This window comes from Methylobacterium sp. SyP6R, from assembly GCF_019216885.1.
Classification (GTDB): Bacteria; Pseudomonadota; Alphaproteobacteria; order Rhizobiales; family Beijerinckiaceae; genus Methylobacterium.
Map to the genome: position 1 here is coordinate 2,318,328 of NZ_JAAQRC020000001.1, position 19,979 is coordinate 2,338,306.

General features: G+C 70.8%; 19 protein-coding genes. 14 read left to right on the forward strand and 5 right to left on the reverse strand.

Going from position 1 to position 19,979, the window contains the following annotated elements:
- Positions 1-1,980 carry a 4Fe-4S binding protein gene (locus HBB12_RS10725; protein WP_236992743.1) on the reverse strand — a complete coding sequence of 660 codons (1,980 nt, stop codon included), beginning with the start codon at positions 1,978-1,980 and terminating at the stop codon, positions 1-3.
- Positions 1,981-2,166: 186 nt separating this feature from the next.
- Here HBB12_RS10725 and HBB12_RS10730 point away from each other — a divergent pair, with 186 nt between their 5' ends.
- The 13 genes from HBB12_RS10730 to acmB all read left to right on the forward strand — a co-directional run bounded on the left by HBB12_RS10730 (position 2,167) and on the right by acmB (position 13,771).
- On the forward strand, positions 2,167-2,859 hold the full coding sequence (locus tag HBB12_RS10730) for a biotin/lipoate--protein ligase family protein (RefSeq protein WP_236989337.1): 693 nt from the start codon (positions 2,167-2,169) through the stop codon (positions 2,857-2,859).
- On the forward strand, positions 2,856-3,428 hold the full coding sequence (locus HBB12_RS10735; RefSeq protein WP_236989338.1) for a DUF6505 family protein: 573 nt from the start codon (positions 2,856-2,858) through the stop codon (positions 3,426-3,428). The genes HBB12_RS10730 and HBB12_RS10735 overlap by 4 nt, the downstream gene beginning before the upstream one ends.
- A 233-nt stretch (positions 3,429-3,661) precedes the next feature.
- Complete coding sequence (locus tag HBB12_RS10740; protein WP_236989339.1) at positions 3,662-4,669, forward strand: DUF6352 family protein; 1,008 nt, start codon at positions 3,662-3,664, stop codon at positions 4,667-4,669.
- Entirely contained in the window at positions 4,669-5,178 is a 510-nt protein-coding gene (locus HBB12_RS10745) for a DUF3305 domain-containing protein (RefSeq protein WP_236989340.1), read from the forward strand. The genes HBB12_RS10740 and HBB12_RS10745 overlap by 1 nt, the downstream gene beginning before the upstream one ends.
- Entirely contained in the window at positions 5,175-6,164 is a 990-nt protein-coding gene (locus tag HBB12_RS10750; protein ID WP_236989341.1) for a DUF3306 domain-containing protein, read from the forward strand. Before HBB12_RS10745 ends, HBB12_RS10750 begins: the two co-directional genes overlap by 4 nt.
- Positions 6,165-6,308: 144 nt before the next feature.
- Positions 6,309-6,905 carry a TorD/DmsD family molecular chaperone gene (locus HBB12_RS10755; RefSeq protein WP_236992744.1) on the forward strand — a complete coding sequence of 199 codons (597 nt, stop codon included), beginning with the start codon at positions 6,309-6,311 and terminating at the stop codon, positions 6,903-6,905.
- A gap of 52 nt (positions 6,906-6,957) precedes the next feature.
- Positions 6,958-7,197, forward strand: a complete 240-nt coding sequence (locus HBB12_RS10760; RefSeq protein ID WP_236989342.1) for a formate dehydrogenase — start codon at positions 6,958-6,960, stop codon at positions 7,195-7,197.
- Between the two features lie 8 nt (positions 7,198-7,205).
- On the forward strand, positions 7,206-10,148 hold the full coding sequence (locus HBB12_RS10765) for a formate dehydrogenase subunit alpha (protein WP_236989343.1): 2,943 nt from the start codon (positions 7,206-7,208) through the stop codon (positions 10,146-10,148).
- 12 nt (positions 10,149-10,160) lie between these two features.
- The gene (fdh3B, locus tag HBB12_RS10770; RefSeq protein WP_048465462.1) at positions 10,161-10,757 is read left to right on the forward strand and encodes a formate dehydrogenase FDH3 subunit beta; all 597 of its coding nucleotides are present in this window, start codon (positions 10,161-10,163) and stop codon (positions 10,755-10,757) included.
- Between the two features lie 10 nt (positions 10,758-10,767).
- A complete protein-coding gene (locus HBB12_RS10775; protein ID WP_236989344.1) occupies positions 10,768-11,769 on the forward strand; it encodes a formate dehydrogenase subunit gamma in 1,002 nt (333 codons plus the stop codon).
- A 14-nt stretch (positions 11,770-11,783) separates the two neighbouring features.
- Entirely contained in the window at positions 11,784-11,996 is a 213-nt protein-coding gene (locus HBB12_RS10780) for a hypothetical protein (protein ID WP_236989345.1), read from the forward strand.
- Complete coding sequence (locus HBB12_RS10785; protein ID WP_236989346.1) at positions 11,996-12,508, forward strand: hypothetical protein; 513 nt, start codon at positions 11,996-11,998, stop codon at positions 12,506-12,508. Before HBB12_RS10780 ends, HBB12_RS10785 begins: the two co-directional genes overlap by 1 nt.
- Before the next feature lie 84 nt (positions 12,509-12,592).
- Positions 12,593-13,771, forward strand: a complete 1,179-nt coding sequence (gene acmB / locus HBB12_RS10790) for a methyl acetate hydrolase AcmB (protein WP_236989347.1) — start codon at positions 12,593-12,595, stop codon at positions 13,769-13,771.
- Between the two features lie 191 nt (positions 13,772-13,962).
- On the opposite strand, the gene HBB12_RS10795 is transcribed toward acmB, so the two are convergent.
- A complete protein-coding gene (locus HBB12_RS10795) occupies positions 13,963-15,213 on the reverse strand; it encodes a NupC/NupG family nucleoside CNT transporter (protein ID WP_236989348.1) in 1,251 nt (416 codons plus the stop codon).
- Positions 15,214-15,398: 185 nt separating this feature from the next.
- On the opposite strand from HBB12_RS10795, the gene HBB12_RS10800 reads away from it, so the two are divergent.
- Positions 15,399-17,897, forward strand: coding sequence for a caspase family protein (locus tag HBB12_RS10800; protein ID WP_236989349.1), 2,499 nt, complete (start codon positions 15,399-15,401; stop codon positions 17,895-17,897).
- A gap of 138 nt (positions 17,898-18,035) precedes the next feature.
- Here HBB12_RS10800 and prfB read toward each other — a convergent pair.
- The 3 genes from prfB to HBB12_RS10815 form a co-directional block, all read right to left on the reverse strand.
- Positions 18,036-19,164, reverse strand: a protein-coding gene (gene prfB / locus HBB12_RS10805) for a peptide chain release factor 2 (protein WP_236989350.1) whose coding sequence is annotated in 2 segments (ribosomal slippage) — positions 18,036-19,094 and positions 19,096-19,164 — 1,128 coding nt in all. Because the reading frame shifts where the segments join, the coding sequence is not laid out codon by codon here.
- 129 nt (positions 19,165-19,293) lie between these two features.
- Positions 19,294-19,575, reverse strand: coding sequence for an addiction module antidote protein (locus HBB12_RS10810; protein ID WP_236989351.1), 282 nt, complete (start codon positions 19,573-19,575; stop codon positions 19,294-19,296).
- A gap of 2 nt (positions 19,576-19,577) precedes the next feature.
- Entirely contained in the window at positions 19,578-19,871 is a 294-nt protein-coding gene (locus HBB12_RS10815; protein ID WP_236989352.1) for a type II toxin-antitoxin system RelE/ParE family toxin, read from the reverse strand.
- Between the last annotated feature and the right edge of the window lie 108 nt (positions 19,872-19,979).

Here is a 19,979-nt window from a genome sequence, read left to right on the forward strand (position 1 = left end):
TCAGCCCTGCCGCGCCCGGATGTAATCCTCCGAGGTCTTCGGCCGGTTCTCCGCCGCCGCATGCGGGTCGAAGCCCTCGTCGAGGACGTGCGAGACCCGGCAGGTGTCGCACATCATCAGCGCCTTGATCCGCTCCTCGCCGGCCGGACCGGCGAACATCCAGTGGCGATCACGCAGGCGGCCGACTACCCGCTCGACGGTGCTGCGGGTGCCGAACGCCTTGCCGCACGCGATGCAGTCGAACGGCTCCTCCTCCTTGAGGACCCGGCGCGGCGCCGCCCAGGCGGCGAAGTCGAGCTGCGGCACGAGGCCGATCGCGTCCTCCGGGCAGGTCGCGGCGCACAGGCCGCATTGCACGCAGGCGCTCTCCGCGAAGGTCAGGCGCGGGCGGTCGGGATCGTCGGCGAGCGCTCCCGTCGGGCAGGCGCCGACGCAGGCGTGGCACAGCGTGCAGGCTTCCGCCTTGAAGGCGAGGCCGCCGAAGGGCGCGCCGGCATCGAGCGGCACCCGGTCGACGGGACGCGGCGCGGCGTGGTGCAGCTCCGAGACCGCGAAGCGCAGGACGCCCCGCACGTCGCCATCCGGCATGAAGCCCGACGGTGCGGGTGCGGGCGTGCCGCGGGCACCAGCGGCCAGGGCCTCCCCCAGCGCGTCCGGGTCGTCGGTCTCGATCAGCGAGACGACCGTGCCGCCCGCCTCCGCCCCGTAGCCGAGGGCCTGGGCCACCGCGTCGAACCGGGCGGCGTTGCGGACGAGCGCCGCGATGTCGTGCTTCGGCCTGGCCCGGCCGAGGAACCGCACGGCGCTCGCGCCGTAGGCGAAGGCCGCCGCGATCGTCTCGGGCCCGACCTGGGTCACCTCGTTGACCGGAAACGGCAGCACGTCGGCCGGCAGCCCATCGCCGAAGCGGGCGAGCGCGTCGATCAGGGGCGCGCCATGGGCCTCGTCGTGGACCAGCAGCACCGGGGCCGTGCCGCCGGCCTTGTGGAAGGCGACGAGCAGGGTGCGCAGGCGCCGCATCAGCGCGTCGGCCGGCGGCACGGCATAGGCCGCGGCCCCGGTCGGGCAGACGGAGGCGCAGGAGCCGCAGCCGGCGCAGACATGCGGGTCGATCGCCACGTGGTCGCCGGCCGGGGCGATGGCGCCGGTCGGGCAGACGTCGAGGCAGCGGGTGCAGCCGGTGATGCGCGAGCGCGAATGGGCGCAGAGATCGGCGTGGACGTCGACGAAGCGGGTCTTGTCGAACGTACCGACGAGGTGGGAGGCCTCGAACAGCGCCCGCTCGACCGCCGCCGCGTCGCGCGGATCGGCGCGCAGGTAGCCGCTGCGCAACTCGTGCGCCGGGAAGAGCGGCGTGCCGCCGGTGAGATCGACGACGATGTCGCAGGTCGAGGTCGCCCCGTCCCGGGCCGGCCCGAAGGCGAGTGTCCGCCGCGAGGAGGGCAGCGGCAGGGCGGTGTCGTCGACCCGCAACGAGAAGGCACCGAGATGGCCGGTGGCGGCCCGCACGGTGCCCTTCAGGACCGGGATCTCGCCGGAGCGCGGCGGCGCCACCTCGCCGGGCCGGGAGAGCAGCACCGTCACGTCGAGATGGTCGGAGAGGCGCGCTCCGGCCTCGATCGCGACCTCGTCGCGGCCATAGACCAATGCCACGCCCCGGCTCTCGAAGCTCACGCTCGAAGGCGTCGGCATCGGCTCGGCGGCCGCCGCCAGCAGGGCCGCCATCTTGGGGCCCGCCCGGTGCCCGTCCGCCGACCAGCCGGCCGTCTCGCGGATATTGGCGAAGGCGACGCGGTCCTCGGCGCCCAGTTCCTCCGCCACCTCGCGGAAGAGCGGCGCCTTGAGGGTGCAGGACACGGTGACGGGAGCGCCCGAGGCCATCGCCGTCCGCACCCGTTCCAGTTCGCGGCCGCAGAGCTGGTCGCCCGTCTCCAGCCGCCCGCCGCAGGCCTTGCCGATCGCCGCCGCATCGAGGGGCATGCTGCCCTCGCAGGAACAGGCGATCACGATCCGATCCGACACCACAGGATTCTCCGACCGGGCACGCGCCCCCAGGCTCCGGGAACCGGGGCCGATGGGAACCGGACGCTTAGGCCCTGGGGCGTCATGCCCCTTGTTCACCGCTCCAGCGCTATATACGAGCCGTTCAAAAGAACGACCCGACACGTGCGCGCAGGCAACGCCTTCTCCATCATGAGTTTCGTCGATTCCCCCGGCCTGATGCTGCCCCCTTCCTTCCGGCCGCTGCGCCTGCCGGCGGCGGCCGGGACGGCGCATGACCGGGCCTGCGCTCTCGCGGCGGGCGACGACGGGGCCGCCGGCACCCTCGTGCTCGGCGCCCGGCCCGGCACCGTGGCGGTGGCGGTGGTGCTGGCGCCCGAGGAGCCGCTGGCGGCCGCCCGACGGGTCGGGCTCGTCGGCCTCGTCGCGCTCGCCGAGGCGGTCGGCAGCCACGCCCCGCCCGACAAGCCGGTGACGCTGGACGCGGCCGGCACCCTGTTCTTCGACCGCGCCCGCCTCGGCGGCGGGCGCCTGGCCTGGTCCCGGGATTGTCCCGACGACGCGGTACCGGACTGGCTGGTCTTCTCCTGGATGCTGATCGCCTCGAAGCGCGAGGCGGGCGATCCCGGCCACACGCCCGATTCGACCTCGCTGGAGGAGGAGGGGTTCGAGGCCGGTCCCGACGCGCTGGTCGAGAGCTTCGCCCGACACCTGCTGCGCGGGCTCTCGCTCTGGGCCGAGGACGGGCCCGACGCCGCGCTCGCGCGGGCGCGGGACCATCTCGACGCCGATCCCGCGACGCTCCGCCTCGACGGGAGCGGCTGGTTCGATCCCGCCCGGGGGGGCCCGCGCCTGTGAGCTTCAAGCTTCCCCGCACCCTGCGGCTCGACCCCTCCGACACCCTGGTCTTTCCCCGTGCCGCGCCGCCCGGCGAATGGGCGGTGACCGGCAGCTTCCTGTTCCTCGACGGGGATCCCATCGCCCTCGCCGGCAAGGAGCGGGCGGCGTTCCGGGCCGGCTTCGTCGGCATCGATTCCTTCGGCTTCTCGACCCTGGTGGTGGTGAGCGCAGCGAGCGCGGCCGAGCGCGACGCCGCGACCGAGGCGCTGGCGACCCAGTTCCAGGCCCGCCTCGGCGCGCCGGACCGGGCGAGCGCGCTCGCGGCGGCCCGGGAGGAGATCGCGGTGGCCGAATCGCTCTGCGGTCCGCCGGTCGGCACGGTGCTGGCGCTGCACCGGACGCTGGAGGAGGGCGAGATCCGCGAGCGCTTCCGGGCTTTGCGCCCGCGGGAGGGGGCCGTGCCGGGCTCCGACCGGCGCCACGCCTACGCTCGCGCCTTCGACTTCTACGAGACCGACGACGAGCCGGAGGAGCGGGTCGATCTGGCGGGATTGCTCGCCGGCAGGCCGGACGGCGATCCGCGATGATGGCCGGTTCGGCGCGGGTGAGTGGACGTCATCCCTTCCACGACCTCATCCTGAGGTGTTAGTCCATCGAAGATGGACTGACCTCGAAGGAGGGCTCCAGAACTCGCTGAGATCCCTGGAGCCCTCCTTCGAGGCTCCCGTTGGTCGCACCTCAGGATGAGGTCACGGATGGGATACCCGGTCTCCTAGGTCATCTTTAGAACCCCTCCTCGAACCGGCTCCGAATCCCCACCATGCCTGAATTCTGGGTCTCGAGCGGCCATCACCTCACCCGGCGCGACGCGGGCGGCGGACTCGTCGTCACCGACGAGTTGCTGCTGGCCTATCTCGCGCGCCCCGAACTGGTGCCGCCGGACGAGGCCTGCGACGCCGAGCGGGCGCTTCACGCCGCGCTCCTCGGCCATCCCCGCCGCCCGGTCGCGCCGGCCGAGATCGCGGCGATCACCGACGCGGATGCGCGGGAAAACTGGGAGGTCATCCTCGCCTTCCGCGACCGCCTGCTCGCCGCCCGCTCCGTCGAGGCGGCCTATCTCGATCTCGTGCGGCGGGGCGTCTCGGGCACGCCGCCGCTCTTCCTCAACCAGCTCGTCCACCTCATCTTGCGCAACGCGCTCGATGCTTGCGACGATCCCTATACGTTGCGCGCCGCCGAGCTGTTCTTCCGTCCGCAGCGGGCCTCCGTCACCGACGGCGCGCTGCTGCTCGCCGATGCCGAGCTGATCGACGAGGCGGAGGGCGCGCGCGGGCAATCCCCCCTCGTGGCGATGCTGGGGCGCGAGCCGGTCTCCGAGCTCGACGTGCTGACGGCCGAGAATGCCTGGACCTACTGGAGCCGGTCCGACGCCTTCAGCATGGCGCTCAACCTCGGCTCCGATCCGAAGAGCCGCGAGGGGCTGGCCCGGGCGATCGAAGCCTTCGTCCGCCACCTGCTGGCGGTCGAGGTGGCGGTGGCACCGATCCCGGCGATCGAGGACAAGGACTGGCGCTGGTTCGTCGGGCTCGACCAGGAGGGCACGCGGATCGGCAACGCGCTGTGGCGCGGCGAGCCCGTCGATGCCGCCGCCGGTGAGCGGGTGATCGCCCTGTTCCGTCTGACGATCCTCGATCCGACCCGGGCCGATCCGCGGGTCGGCGACCGGCCGGTCTACCTGCTGCTCGCCATGGCGCCGGACCGGACCGTGACGCTGAAGCCGCAGAACCTGATCGCCGGCCTGCCGGTTGTCGTGACGGGAGAGGCCTGATGAGCACCCAGCTGATCGCCGTCGGGGTCGTCGTCGCCAGGCGCAAGCTGAAGGGGCCGTGGGCGAGCCATGCCTGGTTGCCCGTGGCGGTGCTGCCGGGACAGCCCGGCACCGCGCCCTGGACCCGCCTCTCGGCCTCGGAGGACGAGGAGACGTTCTATGCCGGTGCCTACGAGGTCGAGCTGCACCCGGCCGAGACGGCGCATTACGGCGACAACCTCGCGGCGGCGCAGCCCTCGCTCTGGGTGGCCCTGCGCGAGACCGGCCCCGACACCTACGCCGTCGCCACCGTGACGGCCGATCCCTACGAGGGCGAATCCCTGGCGGAGGGCATCGGCGAGATCGTCGAGGCGGTGCCGATGCCGCCCGAGATCCAGGCCGAGGTCGGCGCCTTCTACCGGGCGTTCCACGTCGAGCGGGTCTTCCACAAGCGCAAGCGCGACCGGGCCGACCCGGAGGCGCTCGCCCGCCAGGGAGGCGGCGCGCGGCGCCGGCCGGAGGAGCCGTGAGCGACGGCTTCCTCGCCCGCTGGTCGCGGCGCAAGCGCGACGAGGCGCGCCGGCCCGCGGATATTCCCACCGTCGCGCCGGAAACCGCAATGCCGGCCGGGGCGCCGGCTGAGGACGAAGCCTCCCTCAGCCCCGAAGAACTGGCGCAACTCCCATCGCTCGACGCGCTCACCGCCGCGACCGACCTGACCCCCTTCCTGCGCACCGGCGTGCCGCGGGTTCTGCGCAACGCGGCGTTGCGCCGGATGTGGTCGATCGACCCGACGATCCGCGACTTCGTCAGCGAGGCGCGGGAATACGCCTATGACTGGAACACCCCCGGCGGCGTGCCGGGCACCGGCGGCGCGATCTCGGCCGAGGACGTGCGGGCGATGGTCGAGAAGGTGTTCGGGGGGGTGGAAGAGACGCCTCCCTGCGCCGATTCCGGCGAAGCGGGCATTTCCGAAAATGGCGCGCCTCTCCCCTCTCCCCGCGGGCGGGGAGAGGGCTTCACCCCCCTTGCCGGGGGTGAAGCGAGCAGAGAACCGCAGGTTCGCCGCGAGGGTGAGGGGGTTTCGACGAGTGAGACAGTTCCGGTAATTCCCCCTCCCCCCACAGAACTCGGGCTTGCCCGAGTTCTGCATCCGAGCATCCAAGTCGGGCATGCCCGACTTGGATTGGGGGAGGGTGGCCTACGGAGTAGGCCGGGAGAGGGGCAGCGCGACGCTGATCCAGAGGGCGCCCTTCATCATGGGCGCGACTTTTCCGGAAGCGGCGTCCCCTCTCCCGGCTCGCTCCGCTCGCCACCCTCCCCCGCAGAGGGGGGAGGGGAAAACCTGCGTCTTTTCCCTTTCCCGGACAGCCCTGTGCCCACGGGGGTTGGGATTGCGCACCAAACTCCACAGTTCTCGTCCGTGGCAGAGAGTGGCCGCAACCACCCCGAACCACCCCCCGAGCCCCCCTCCCCACCCCGCCTGCGACGCCATGGCGGGGCCCTGCCGATTTGAAGCGTTAGAAAGTCGAATTGCGCTCGATCGAATCCCCGCTATGGTGCCGGCAACGGGACGTTGCATCCTCCAAACGAAGGAGAGGCTCGAGGGCCGGCAGGCCCCGATGCAGGTCCCGATCGTGAAGTCGCGTTGCACGAGGTGATGGTGAACCAGGGCCCCGATCCGGTCGACGAGATCGACGCTCTGCGCGCGCAGGAATACGATCTCCTGGCGGCGGTCCTCGGTCGCGCGCCGGGCCCGGATCTGCTGGCGGCCCTGCAGGGCCTCGACGGCGACGCGACGCCCCTCGGCCAGGCCCACGCCGCCCTCGGCCGCGCGGCCCGCGAGGCCGCGCCCCGCGAGATCGGCCGCGACTACTTCGCCCTGTTCGTCGGCGTCGGGCGCGGACTGATCATGCCCTACGCCTCCTATTACCTCACCGGCTTCCTCAACGAGCGGCCGCTCGCCCGGGTCCGGCAGGATTTCGCGGAGCTTGGGCTGGAGCGCGATCCGACGTCGAGCGAGCCGGAGGACCATGCCGCCACCCTGCTCGAGGTGATGGCCAATCTCGCAGCAAGGCGCCTGCCGGCGGAGCCCGGCGCCGATCATCGCTTCTTCGAGCGGCATCTGAAGCCGTGGATCGGGCGTTTCTTCACCGACGTTGCGGCGCAAGCCAGCACCCCGTTCTACCGTGCGGTCGGCGAACTCGGCGAGGTATTCACGACGATCGAGGCCGAGGCCTTCGCGATGGAAGCGTGACGTGAGCCAAGACGACGTGAACCGGGACGCGGATACGAAGAGGAGAGCCGCGATGCGGCAAGAGAACGAGACCCGCAAGGACGGCGAGACCAGCCTCGGGCGGCGGCAATTCTTCCGCGCGCTCGGCGGAGGCACCGCCGCGGCGGCGGCCGCCATCGCCTCCGTGCCGCTCACGCCCACCGAGGCCCAGGCCTACGACCCCGGCAATGCCGAGACCCGGTCGCGCTACCGCGAGACCGACCACGTCAAGGCCTTCTACCGCACCAACGGCTACGAGACGCTCAAGAAGTGAGACCGGCGATGCTGACCAAGCGCAGGAGCGGCGTTGCGGGCCGCGGCAGCCACCAGGCCCTCGCCGCGGGCCTGACCGCCCCCACCCTCGACCGCCGCGGCTTCCTGCGGAAATCGGGACTGGCCGCCGGCGGCCTCGCGGCCCTCGGCTCGTTGCGGCTCGGCGCGGTGCGTCAGGCTGAGGCCGCCGGCTCGTCCGCCGATCCGGCGCAGGCCGTGATCCGCAAGAACGTCTGCACCCACTGCTCGGTCGGCTGCACCGTGACCGCGGAAGTCGTCAACGGCGTCTGGGTCGGCCAGGAGCCGTCCTGGGGCAGCCCGATCAACCGCGGGGCGCATTGCGCCAAGGGCGCGGCGATCCGCGAGCTGGTCCACAGCGACCGCCGCCTGCGCTACCCGATGAAGATCGCGAATGGCGAGTGGCAGCGCATCTCCTGGGACCAAGCGATCACCGAGATCACCGACAAGCTCCAGGCGATCCGCAACAAGAACGGTGCGGATTCGGTCTACTGGCTCGGCTCGGCCAAGTTTACCAACGAGGCCTCGTATCTGTTCCGCAAGTTCGCGGCCTATTGGGGCACCAACAACGTCGATCACCAAGCGCGCATCTGCCACTCGACCACGGTGGCGGGTGTGGCCAACACCTGGGGCTACGGCGCCCAGACGAATTCGTACAACGACATCCGCAACGCCAAGACGATGATCATCCTCGGCGGCAACCCCGCCGAGGCGCACCCGATCTCCATGCAGCACGTGCTGTCGGGCAAGGAGATCAACCGCGCCAACATGATCGTCATCGATCCGCGCTTCACCCGCACCGCCGCGCACGCGACCGAGTACGTCCGGATCCGCTCCGGCACCGACATCCCGGTGATCTGGGGCATCCTCTGGCACATCTTCCAGAACGGCTGGGAGGACAAGGCCTTCATCGAGCAGCGCGTCTACGCGATGGACGACGTGCGCAAGGAAGTCGCCAAGTGGACGCCCGACGAGGTCGAGCGGGTGTCGGGCGTGCCGGGCGAGCAATTGAAGCGCGTCGCCGAGCTCTTCGCCAAGGAGAAGCCCGCGACCCTGATCTGGTGCATGGGCGCGACCCAGCACACGGTCGGCACCGCCAACGTGCGGGCGCTCTGCATCCTGTGCCTGGCCACCGGCAATGTCGGCAAGCCGGGGACCGGCGCCAACATCTTCCGCGGCCACACCAACGTCCAGGGCGCCACTGACCTCGGCCTCGATGTGACGACGCTGCCGCTCTATTACGGCCTCGTCGAGGGCGGCTGGAAGCACTGGGCCCGGGTCTGGGAGGTCGAGTACGACTGGCTGCAATCGCGCTTCGACGAAGTCCCCGCCAGCGCCGGCCGCAAGGCCCGCTCGCGCAAGGAGAACATGGAGACCCCCGGCCTCACCTCGACCCGGTGGTTCGACGCGGTGAGCCTGCCGGCCGAGCAGGTCGACCAGCGCACGCCCTTGAAGGCCATGATGGTGTTCGGCCATGGCGGCAACACCGTGACCCGGATGCCCGAGGCGGTGAAGGGCATGGCGGAACTGGAACTCCTCGTCGTCGCCGACCCGCACCCGACCACCTTCGCGGCGATGGATGCGCGGCGCGACAACACCTACCTCCTGCCGATCTGCACCTCGCTGGAGATGGACGGGTCGCGCACGGCCTCGAACCGCTCGCTGCAATGGGGCGAGCAGATCGTGAAGCCGGCCTTCGAATCGAAGACCGACTACGAGGTCATCTACCGGATGGCGAGCAAGCTCGGTTTCGCCGACAGCCTGTTCAAGAACGTCAAGGTGGTGGACGGCATCCCGGTCGCCGAGGACCTGCTGCGGGAGATCAACCGCGGCGGCTGGTCGACGGGCTATTGCGGCCAGAGCCCCGAGCGCCTGAAGGCGCACATGAAGAATCAGCACAAGTTCGACCTCGTCACGTTGCGCGCGCCGAAGGACGATCCTGAGGTCGGCGGCGACTATTACGGCCTGCCCTGGCCGTGCTGGGGCAAGCCCGAGATCAGGCATCCCGGCACCCACATCCTCTACAACACGTCGCTGCACGTGAAGGAGGGTGGCGGCACCTTCCGGGCCCGGTTCGGCACCGAGCGCAACGGCGCGACGCTGCTGGCGGAAGATTCCTTCTCCCAGGGCTCGGACCTCACCGACGGCTACCCGGAATTCACCTTCGGGGTGTTCCGCAAGCTCGGCTGGGACAAGGACCTGACGGCGGACGAACTCGCCACCATCCAGCGGATCGGCGGCAACAACCCGGACGCGGTCAGCTGGGCCACCGACCTGTCGGGCGGCATCCAGCGGGTCTGCCTCGATCACGGCGTGATCCCGTTCGGCAACGGCAAGGCCCGGGCCAATGCCTGGAACCTGCCCGATCCGGTGCCGGTCCACCGCGAGCCGGTCTACTCGCCGCGCCCCGACCTCGTCGCCAAATACCCGACCCGGCCCGACGAGCGGCAGTTCCGGATGCCGAATGTCGGCTTCTCGGTGCAGAAGGCGGCGGTCGATCGCGGGATCGCCAAGCAGTTCCCGATCATCCTGTCCTCGGGCCGCCTCGTCGAATACGAGGGCGGCGGCGAGGAGACCCGCTCGAATCCCTGGCTTGCCGAGCTGCAGCAGGACATGTTCGTCGAGGTCAACACCCAAGACGCCGCCGAGCGCGGCATCAAGGACGGCCAGTTCGTCTGGGTCTACGGCCCGGAGAATTCCTCCAAGGCCAAGGTGAAGGCACTCGTGACGGATCGCGTTGCCAAGGGCGTGGCCTGGATGCCGTTCCACTTCTCGGGCTGGTACCAGGGCAAGGACATGCGCGACTTCTACCCGAAGGGCGCCGACCCCGTGGTGCTGGGCGAGAGCGTCAACACCGTCACCACCTACGGCTTCGATCCCGTCACGGGCATGCAGGAGACCAAGGTGACCCTCTGTCAGATCAGCGCGGCGTAAGGGGGGATCCTCATGGCCAGAATGAAGTTCCTCTGCGACGCCGACCGCTGCATCGAGTGCAACGCCTGCGTCACCGCCTGCAAGAACGAGCACGAGGTGCCGTGGGGCATCAACCGTCGCCGGGTCATCACCCTCAACGACGGCAAGCCCGGCGAGCGCTCGGTGTCGATGGCCTGCATGCACTGCACCGACGCGCCCTGCGCGGCGGTGTGCCCGGTGAACTGCTTCTACACCACGGCGGATGCCGTGGTGCTGCACTCCAAGGACCTGTGCATCGGCTGCGGCTACTGCTTCTACGCCTGCCCCTTCGGGGCGCCGCAATATCCCCGCGTCGGGAATTTCGGCTCCCGCGGCAAGATGGACAAGTGCACCTATTGCTCGGGCGGACCGGAACCCGACCTCTCGGTCGCCGAATACGAGAAATACGGCTCGAACCGCCTTGCCGAGGGCAAGCTGCCGCTCTGCGCCGAGATGTGCTCGACCAAGTCTCTGCTGGCCGGCGACGGCGAGATGATCGCCCAGATCTACAAGGAGCGGGTGATCAAGCGCGGCTACGGCTCGGGCGCCTGGGGCTGGAAGACGGCCTACCGCGAGACGATCGCGATCTGAGGGACTTCCGATGCGCAGGCTGACCTCCCTCCTCCTCCTGGCCGCGACCCTGGCGCTGACGGCCCCGGCCGTCGCCCAGGTGCGCGCGCCCGACGGCGCCCCCAACCCGACCGCCTCCTCGGTCAACGAGGAGATGCTGTTCAAGCAGGACCCGAAGATCCACGGCCGGATCTCGATCCCGAACCAGACCGCCGCCAACCTGATCCAGCCTCAAGGCCGGGAATGGCGGGCGTTCCGCGAATCCTGGATGCCGTGGATCGGGGCGCTCGTCGTGCTCGGCATGATCGCCGCGCTCGGCCTGTTCTACTTCACCCGCGGCCGCATCCGCCTCGAGCACAGCGAGGAGTCGGGACGCAAGATCCTGCGCTTCAACAGCTTCGAGCGCTTCTCGCACTGGATGACGGCGAGCTGCTTCATCGTTCTGTCGCTGTCGGGACTGAACTACATCTTCGGTAAGCGCCTGCTGATGCCGCTGATCGGGCCCGAAGCCTTCGCGACCCTGGCCCAGTACGGCAAGTACGCCCACATCTATCTCGCCTGGCCGTTCATGCTCGGCGTGCTGTTCATGCTGGTGCTCTGGGTGCGTGACAACATTCCGGGCAGGATCGACTGGATCTGGCTCAAGCAGGGCGGCGGGCTGCTGGGCGACGCGCATCCGAGCGCCGGGCGCTTCAATGCCGGCCAGAAGATGGTGTTCTGGATGGTGGTCGGCTTCGGCTTCGCCATGGGCGCCACCGGCCTGATGATGATCTTCCCGTTCGCATTCACCGACATCAACGGGATGCAGGTGATGCAGGTGATCCACTCGCTGATCGGCGTGGTGTTCATCGCCGGCATCCTGGCCCACATCTATATCGGGTCGCTCGGCATGGAGGGCGCCTACGACGCGATGGGCAGCGGCGAGGTGGATCTGGCCTGGGCCAAGGTCCACCACGATCTCTGGGTGAAGGAACAGCAGGCCAAGACCGCGAGCGGGCCGCAGCTCGGCCGCTCCCAGGTCCCGGCCGAGTAAGGGCGGAGAGAGCGATGAAAGCCTTCCTGGTCGCCGTCGCGGCGGCCCTGGTGCTCGCCACCGCGGCGAGCTTCCTGCTCGGCGAGAACCAGCGTTTCGCCTACCAGGCCTTCGCGACTTCCGGTGCCCGGGTCTCGGATCCGGGCACCAACCTCGTCGGCCCGCGCTGGACCGGCGACATCAAGGAGTCGGCTGCGGCTCGTCATACGATGGAGCCGGGCTCGTGATGCGCAACGTCGTCATCCTCGCCGCCCTCGCCGCCTCCGTGAGCACGGCCCAGGCCGCCGGCCCGCCGGCCAACCTGTGCCAGGAGCTCGTCGCCTTCGTGCACCCGAAGGCGCCGGACGCCACCCCGAGCGCCCCGCAGCCCGCGACCGCCGCCGTCCAGGCGCCCGATCGCGGCGCCGCGCAGCAGCCGGGCGCGGGCGCCGGCGAGGTGCAGCAGAAATCGGGCCTGAGCGGTCCGGTGGCCCAGACCGGGCCAGGCGCCTCCGGTCCGCAAGGACAGGCCCAGGCCCAGGCCCAGGCCCCGTCCCAGGCCGCTCCCGCCCCGGCCGGGGCACCGGCGCAGAAGAAGCCGACCCTGGAGCAGATCGCGCAGGTCGATGCGGCGGCGGGCGCCAACGACATCCAGGCCTGCCGCGCCGCTGCGCAGGCGATCCGGCGCGCCGGGGTGGTGATGCCCGCGCCGCTTCTCGCACTCTCGGCGCTCGATCCGAAGTTTTTTGCGGCGCAGTAGCGCCACCCTGCCCCTCCCGTACGGGCCTGACACCGCACCGCCCGCCGCGCTACGCTACCTCCCGACAAGAGTCGGGAGGACACCATGGGCGACGATCTCAAGGGCGCGGCCGACGCGATCCTGCGGCGCGGGGTCGAGGGGAGTCCGGGCCTGCCCGGCCTCGTCGCGATGGCGACCGACCGGGACCGCACGCTCTATGCCGGCGCCGCCGGGCCGCGGGACGAGACCGCGCCGATGACCCCCGACACGGTCCTGGCGATCTTCTCCACCACCAAGGCGGTCACCGGGACGGCCGTTCTGCAACTGGCCGAAGAGGGGCGGCTCGACCTCGACGCGCCGGCCTCCGCCTACGTGCCGGCCCTGGGCGAGATCCAGGTGCTCGAGGGCTTCGGCGACGACGGCGCCCCGCGCCTGCGCCCGCCGGCCCGTCCGGTCACCACCCGGATGCTGCTGCTGCACACGGCCGGCTTCGGCTACGACATCTTCAACGAATCGTATGCCCGCCTCCTGCGCGAGACCAAGCGGCCGAGCGTGACCAGCGGCACCCGCGCCTCGCTGATGACGCCGTTGCTGTTCGATCCCGGCGAGTCCTGGGAGTACGGCAGCAACATCGACTGGGCCGGACAGGTGGTCGAGGCGGTGACGGGGCAGCGCCTCGGAGCGGTGATGCGGGAGCGCGTCTTTGCACCGCTCGGCATGGACTCGACCGGCTTCGTGCTGACGCCGGACATGCGCGCCCGCCTCGCCCGGATGCACCAGCGGAACGAGGACGGCGCGCTCAAGGTCCTCGCCGGCTTCGAGCTGCCGCAGGAGCCGGAGGTCGAGATGGGCGGCCACGGGCTCTACTCGACCGCCGAGGATTACCTGCGCTTCATCCGGATGTGGCTCAACGACGGCGCCTCGCCGAACGGGCCGGTGCTGCGGCCGGAAACGGTCGCCATGGCAGCCACCAATGGCCTCGGGCCCTCGCTCAAGATCCGTGCGCTCCCGGGGGTGAAGCGCCACCTCTCGCACGATGCCGAGTTCTTCCCCGGCCTGCCGAAATCCTGGGGTCTGAGCTTCATGATCAACGACGAGCCGGCCCCGACCGGGCGCTCGGCCGGCTCGCTGGCCTGGGCGGGGCTCGCCAACCTCTATTTCTGGATCGATCGGAATGTGGGGATCGGCGGGTTCTGGGGCACGCAGCTGTTTCCCTTCGCCGATCCGGCTGCGGTGGAGAATTTTTTGGAGTTCGAGACGGCTGTTTACCGGAGCTTGTCCTGAACCTTGCAGGGCCTCCGATCTTCCCATCCGCGACCTCATCCTGAGGTGTCAGTCGATCAAAGATCGACTGACCTCGAAGGAGGGCTCCAAATGTCGCTGCGATCTCTGGAGCCCTCCTTCGAGGCCGCTACGCGGCACCTCAGGATGAGGTCAGCGGGTGGGATAGGATGGGTTTTGGAGCAAAGAAGACCTCACGCCCCGATGAACACCCCGGCGATCGCCGCGCTGGTCAGGTTCGACAGGGTGCCGGCCAGGATCGCCCGGAGCCCGTAGGAGGCGACCTCCGCCCGGCGCTCGGGCACCAGGCTGCCGAAGCTCGCGAGCTGGATCGCGATCGACGACAGGTTGGCGAAGCCGCAGAGTGCAAAGCACAGGATGGCGGTGCTGCGGGGGCCGAGCTCGCCGCTCTTCAGGACCGGCGAGAGGTTGGCGTAGGCCAGGAACTCGTTGAAGGCGAGCTTCTGGCCGATGGCGCCGCCGACCAGGGTCGCCTGGTCCCACGGCACGCCCAAGAGCCAGGCGAGCGGCGCCAAAGCCGTCCCGAGCAGCCCCTCGATCGAGGCGCCCGGCATCCCGACGAGGCCGCCCGCATAGGCCACGACGCCGTTGACGAGCGCGATCAGCCCCACGAAGGCGATCAGCATCGCGCCGACCGCCACCGCGACCGCGAGGCCCTTCTGGGTGCCGTCGGCGGCGGCCTCGATCACGTTGACGGCCCGGGTCTCGCCGAAGGTGACCCGCATGGTCTTGACCCGGCTCGGCTCGGTCGAAGGGACCAGGATCTTGGCGTAGAGGAGCCCGCCGGGGATCGCCATGAACGAGGCGGCCAGCAGATACGGCATCGGCACGCCGAGGCCGGCATAGCCGGCGAGGATCGAGCCGGCGGTGGAGGCCGCCCCGCTCGTCATCACGGCGAACAATTCGGCCCCGGTGAGGAGCGCCAGGAAGGGGCGGAGCGCCACGGCGATCTCGCTCTGGCCGATGAAGATGGTGATGACCGCCGAGAAGGTCTCGATCGCCGAGGTGCCGAGCACCCGCTGCAACGCCGCCCCCAGGCCCCGGGCGAGCGCCTGCATCACCCCGAAATGATACAGGACCGCGATCAGCGCCGAGACGTAGATGATCGGCGGCAGGACCCGGAGCGCCAGCACGAAGCCGCCGCCGCCGAACAATTCGAACATCTTCGGCTCGACGAGGCCGCCGAACAGGAACGCCGTGCCCTTGTCGCCGTAGGACAGGACGGCCTGCACCGCGTCGGCAACGGCCCCCAGGACCCCGCGCCCGGAGGGCCAGAACAGCACCAGGGCGCCGATCCCGATCTGGACGGCGAGCGCCGACAGCACGACTCGCGGTCGGATCGCCCGGCGGTTGGTCGAGAACAGCACGGCGACCGCGAGCAGGAACGCGATGCTGGCGCTGGCGTGGATCAGGCGGTCCGGCATTCAGCTCTTCCCCATCGTCAGGTCCCAGCAAGCCTGATGCCGCATCGTTCAGTGCCGGTTCAAGCGCGACGGTTCGAGATGGGGCGGGTCATCGTGCTGCCCAGAAAAGCGACGATGCACCGTGGAAACCAGGGATGCCCACGAATCCGGCATCCCGACCGCCACCGTCACGGGAGGGCAACGCCATGCCGCCGCTCCGACATCTGCTCCTCGCCCCCGCGGTCCTGGCCCCCGCGGTCCTGGCCCCCGCAGTCCTGGCCCTCGTCGCCCTGGCGGGCCTCGTCGCCACCGCCCTCCCCTCGTCCGCGGCTCCGGCCGAGCGGCGGATCGCCCTCGTGATCGGCAACGGCGCCTACCCGGCCGGCCCGATCCCGACCGCCGCCAACGATGCCGGCCTCGTCGCCCAGACCCTGCAGGCGGCGGGGTTCGACGTGGTCGGCGCCCGCGACCTCGACGAGGATTCGCTGCGGCGGACCTTGCGCGACTTCACCGACAAGGCCGCGGCGGCGGGGCCCGACGCGGTGGCCTTCGTGTACCTCTCCGGCTACGGCCTGCAGCTCGAGAACGAGGCCTATTTCGCCCCGGTCGATGCCCGGATCGAGACCGCCTCCGACCTGCCGCTCAGAACCCTGCGGGTGTCGGACTACGTCAAGCGCCTCGCCGCCCTGCCGCTCAAGGCGCGCTTCGTGGTACTCGACGCCGCGCGGAGCACACCGTTCCGGCTCAAGGGCGATCCGCTGGCGGGCGGCCTGCCCCTGGTCGAGGCCGAGCCCGGCAGTCTGATCGCGACCAATGCGGCGCCCGGCACCGTCGGCCCGGCCGAGACCGGCGCTTACGGGTCCTATGCGCTCGCCCTCGTCGAGATGATCCGCGAGGGCGGGCTGGCACCGGCCGCCCTGTTCGAGCGGGTGCGCCTGCGGGTCGCGGAGGCGACCCGCGGCGGAGAGGTGCCGTGGAGCGCTTCGCGTATCGACGCGCCGTTCATATTCCTGGAGCGGGCGGCCGGAGCGCCCACGCTCGCCGGATTCGAGCCGCCGGCAAAGCCGCTCGGCGAGATCGGCGCGCGGGAGGCCTACGCCGCCTGCCTCGGCCGCGACACCCTGGCGGGATACGAGGAGTTCGTCGGCGCCTATCCGCGCGACCCGCTCAGCCAGCGCGTCCGGGCGATCATCGCGGCAAGGCGCGAGGCCATGACCTGGCGCCGCAGCGCGCTCGCCGATACGCCGGAGGCGTACTGGTCCTATCTCGGCCGCTATCCGCGCGGGCCGCATGCCTGGGACGCCCGGCGGCGCCTCTCGGCGCTGGCCGCCGCCGTCGCGCCGCCGCCGGATTATCGCATGCTCGCCTACGACGTACCGCCGCCGCCGCCCGAGGAGGTGATCTACGTCGAGCGGCCGGCGCTGTTCCTCGACGATCCGGTCTACGCCCTGCCGCCGCCGCCCATCGCCTTCCTGCCGCCGCGGCCGACCGTGCTGGTGGAGCTCGCCCCGCCCCCTCCCCCTGGCGAGGCCTACATCCTGCCGGTGCCCGCTTACGTCCCGGTGCCCACCTACGTGGTGGCACCCCCGGCGGTGGTGCCGCCGCCGAACCCGGTGCTGTTCCAGAACCTCCACGTTCAGACCATCACGGTCGTGAACGAGCACGCCGCCGAGCCGGCGCCGCATGGGGCATCCCGCCTCGCGCCGGTGGCCGGCGCCATCGCGGGAGCGGCCATTGGAGCCGCCGCGTCCCGGGTCGCCCTGCCGCCGGCCATCGCCCGGAAGGCGGCGTTGCGGCCGGACCCGCAAGGGGCGCCGGGCCAGATCCCGCGCGCCGGTGGCCCGATCGGAGGACCATCTCCGGGAGCGACCGCCCTGCGGCCGAGCCTGCCGGGGCAGATCCCGTCTCAGGGCCCGGCCGGACCGCGTCCGAACCCCGCGCAGGCTCTGCCCGGCACGGGCGGAACGCCGCTGCCGGCCATCGCCGGCCGGCCCGGTGCGCCTGCCGGCCAGACGCCGGTTGGCCGACCGGTCGGGCTCGGGCAGATTTCAGGCCAAGATCCGCCACACCAAGCCACTTCAGGGCAGATACAAGGGCAAGTCCCCGGCCAAAACCCGCCAGCCACCGCGCAACCCGGGGCTCCGACCGCGGGCCGGACGGGACCGCCCCCTCTCGCCGCCCGCCCGCCGCAGGGATCGGCTGCCGCCGCGCCGCCACAGGGCCTCCAGCCCCAGGGCGTGCGGCCTCCGGTCACGCCGCTGCGCGCCGTGCAGCCGATGCGGCCGGCGCCCGCTCCGGCACCGCGCCAGGCTTTGCGCCCGCTGGCGGCCCCGCCGCCCCGCATGGCTGCCCCCGCCCGCGCAATGCGGCCGGATGACGGGTTGCAGCGGCTGCGGATGGAGCAGGCCGTACGTCAGCAGGCGATGCAGCGGCAGCAGGCTCTCCAGGCGCAGCAGGCCCAGGGTCAGGCCCAGGCCCGCCAGCGCTTCGAGGCGCAGCAAATGATGCAGAACCAGCAGCAGCAGATGCAGGACGCGATGCGACGCCAGCAGGCTCAGGCGCTGCGTCAGCCGCAGATGATGGCGCCGCGACCACAGCCGATGGCTCCGCCGCAGATGCGCCCGCCGCAGGCCGGTCCGCGCCCGGCGCCCCATGTTCCGCCGGGGCACGGCTGCGGGCATCCCGGTGGGCCGCCCTGTCGATAGTCAGGCCTACGTCGATCGCACGACGTTACCAATACCCTCCTCGTGTTCCGGGGCCGCGACCCAGAAAGAAGGGGCGCGGCCCCTCCCCCGGTCCGGAGGAGGCACCGCGCCCCTGTCGTCGTCCGAAGCCCTGAAACCTCAGTCGATATCCTCGACCGCGTCGGCCCCGCCATAGACCCGGTGGGCCAGCGACGCCTCGATCAGGTCGTCGATGTCGCCGTCGAGGACGTCGTCGGGGCTGGTCGACTGGGCGCCGGTGCGCAGGTCCTTCACCAGCTGATACGGCTGGAGCACGTAGGAGCGGATCTGGTGGCCCCAGCCGATATCGGTCTTCGAGGCCGCCTCGGCATTGGCCTTCTCCTCGCGCTTCTTCAGCTCGAGCTCGTAGAGGCGGGCGCGCAGCATGTTCCAGGCGGTGGCCCGGTTCTTGTGCTGCGAGCGCTCCTGCTGGCACGCCACCACGATCCCGGTCGGGTTGTGGGTGATGCGCACCGCCGAGTCGGTGGTGTTGACGTGCTGGCCGCCGGCCCCGGACGAGCGGTAGGTGTCGATCCGGCAGTCGGATTCCTTGATCTCGATCGTGATCCGGTCGTCGATGACCGGATAGACCCAGACGCTGGCAAAGCTCGTGTGCCGCCGGGCGTTGGAATCGTAGGGCGAGATCCGCACCAGGCGGTGGACGCCCGATTCGGTCTTCAGCCAGCCATAGGCGTTGTGGCCCTTGATCAGGAGCGTCGCCCCCTTGATCCCGGCCTCCTCGCCGTCCGACCACTCGACGATCTCGACCTTGTACTTCCGGCGCTCGGCCCAGCGGGAATACATGCGCTGGAGCATGTTGGCCCAGTCCTGGCTCTCGGTGCCGCCGGCGCCGGCATGGACCTCGACGTAGGTGTCGTTGCCGTCCGCCTCGCCCGAGAGCAGGGTCTCGATCTGGCGGCGCGCGGCATCGACCTGCACGGCGCGGATCTGCTCCTCGCCCTCGCGGATGCTGGCGGCGTCGCCCTCCATCTCGCCGAGTTCGATCAGCGTCGCGCCGTCCTCCAGCCCCTGCTCCAGGCGGCGGATCGCCGTGGCCGCGTCGTCGAGCTGCGTACGCTCGCGCATGACCTTCTGGGCCTCCTCCGGATCGTTCCAGAGCGAGGGGTCCTCCGAGCGGGCGTTCAGCTCCGCGAGGCGCTTGTCAACGGTATCCCAGTCAAAGATGCCTCCTCAGCAGTCCGATCGACTGCTTGGCGGCATCCGAGAGTTGCTCGATCTCGGCGCGCATCTGGTGTGGGTTCACTCACGTGAGGTGGGGTGCAGGGTGATAGCGCCGGGGGGCGCGGGTGTAAACGGATTGCAGCGACGCCGATGCATCAGCACCCTGTGGCGATCGAAGCCGGCTCCCGGCCGGCCATCACGATGCGGGGCGCACGGGCATGGGCGAGAAGCCGACCCCGAGGGCCTTCATCACGGCCAACAGAGTCGCGAGGGTAGGATTGCCCAGATCGTACTCCGCCTCCGGCATTCCCGCCGTCGACGCGATCCGTGCCTCGCCCTTGGCGCGAACGGCGATCTCGAGGGCCGTCGCGATATGGCTCGCATCGCCCGTCTCGAAGGCGTCCGAGAGGAAAACCGCGATGGCCTCGTCGGTTTGGAGCGCGGCCGCGAAATCGTAGTCGGTGATCTCTTCAGCCATGGTCAGGCCTCGTCGGCAGCGAGTCGCAACGCCTTCTGGATGTCGCGACTCTGGCTGCCTTTGTCACCCCCGCAGAGCAGAAGCACGATATCGTCCCCTCGCCGTTGAAAATAAATGCGGTAACCGGGGCCATAGTGGATGCGAAGTTCACTGACGCCACCACCCACGGGAGCCGCGTCTCCGATGAGACCGTTCGCGAGCCGCAGCAGACGAGCCGCGATGGCGGCTCGCGCCCGCTGATCCTTGAGCTGCTGTTCCCAGCGACGATAGGTCTTCGTCTGCCTGATCCGTAACATCGCGTTCGATCCTGCGGGACGGGGCAGCCCGATACGGACCTTGGACTGTCATGGATCACATGCGCGAAGGGCGAGGCACCTACCGGCGCCCCGCCCTTCCTCTCACCA

Excerpts from the sequence above, each read along its gene's own strand:
- HBB12_RS10725 (WP_236992743.1), bottom strand. The coding sequence starts at position 1,980 with ATGCCCCTCGATGCGGCGGCGATCGGCAAGGCCTGCGGCGGGCGGCTG.
- acmB (WP_236989347.1), top strand. The coding sequence starts at position 12,593 with ATGGGCGACGATCTCAAGGGCGCGGCCGACGCGATCCTGCGGCGCGGG.
- HBB12_RS10780 (WP_236989345.1), top strand. The coding sequence starts at position 11,784 with ATGAAAGCCTTCCTGGTCGCCGTCGCGGCGGCCCTGGTGCTCGCCACC.
- HBB12_RS10745 (WP_236989340.1), top strand. The coding sequence starts at position 4,669 with ATGAGCACCCAGCTGATCGCCGTCGGGGTCGTCGTCGCCAGGCGCAAG.
- HBB12_RS10815 (WP_236989352.1), bottom strand. The coding sequence starts at position 19,871 with ATGTTACGGATCAGGCAGACGAAGACCTATCGTCGCTGGGAACAGCAG.
- HBB12_RS10760 (WP_236989342.1), top strand. The coding sequence starts at position 6,958 with ATGCGGCAAGAGAACGAGACCCGCAAGGACGGCGAGACCAGCCTCGGG.
- HBB12_RS10740 (WP_236989339.1), top strand. The coding sequence starts at position 3,662 with ATGCCTGAATTCTGGGTCTCGAGCGGCCATCACCTCACCCGGCGCGAC.
- HBB12_RS10785 (WP_236989346.1), top strand. The coding sequence starts at position 11,996 with ATGCGCAACGTCGTCATCCTCGCCGCCCTCGCCGCCTCCGTGAGCACG.
- HBB12_RS10810 (WP_236989351.1), bottom strand. The coding sequence starts at position 19,575 with ATGGCTGAAGAGATCACCGACTACGATTTCGCGGCCGCGCTCCAAACC.
- HBB12_RS10755 (WP_236992744.1), top strand. The coding sequence starts at position 6,309 with ATGGTGAACCAGGGCCCCGATCCGGTCGACGAGATCGACGCTCTGCGC.
- HBB12_RS10800 (WP_236989349.1), top strand. The coding sequence starts at position 15,399 with ATGCCGCCGCTCCGACATCTGCTCCTCGCCCCCGCGGTCCTGGCCCCC.
- HBB12_RS10765 (WP_236989343.1), top strand. The coding sequence starts at position 7,206 with ATGCTGACCAAGCGCAGGAGCGGCGTTGCGGGCCGCGGCAGCCACCAG.
- HBB12_RS10795 (WP_236989348.1), bottom strand. The coding sequence starts at position 15,213 with ATGCCGGACCGCCTGATCCACGCCAGCGCCAGCATCGCGTTCCTGCTC.
- fdh3B (WP_048465462.1), top strand. The coding sequence starts at position 10,161 with ATGGCCAGAATGAAGTTCCTCTGCGACGCCGACCGCTGCATCGAGTGC.
- HBB12_RS10775 (WP_236989344.1), top strand. The coding sequence starts at position 10,768 with ATGCGCAGGCTGACCTCCCTCCTCCTCCTGGCCGCGACCCTGGCGCTG.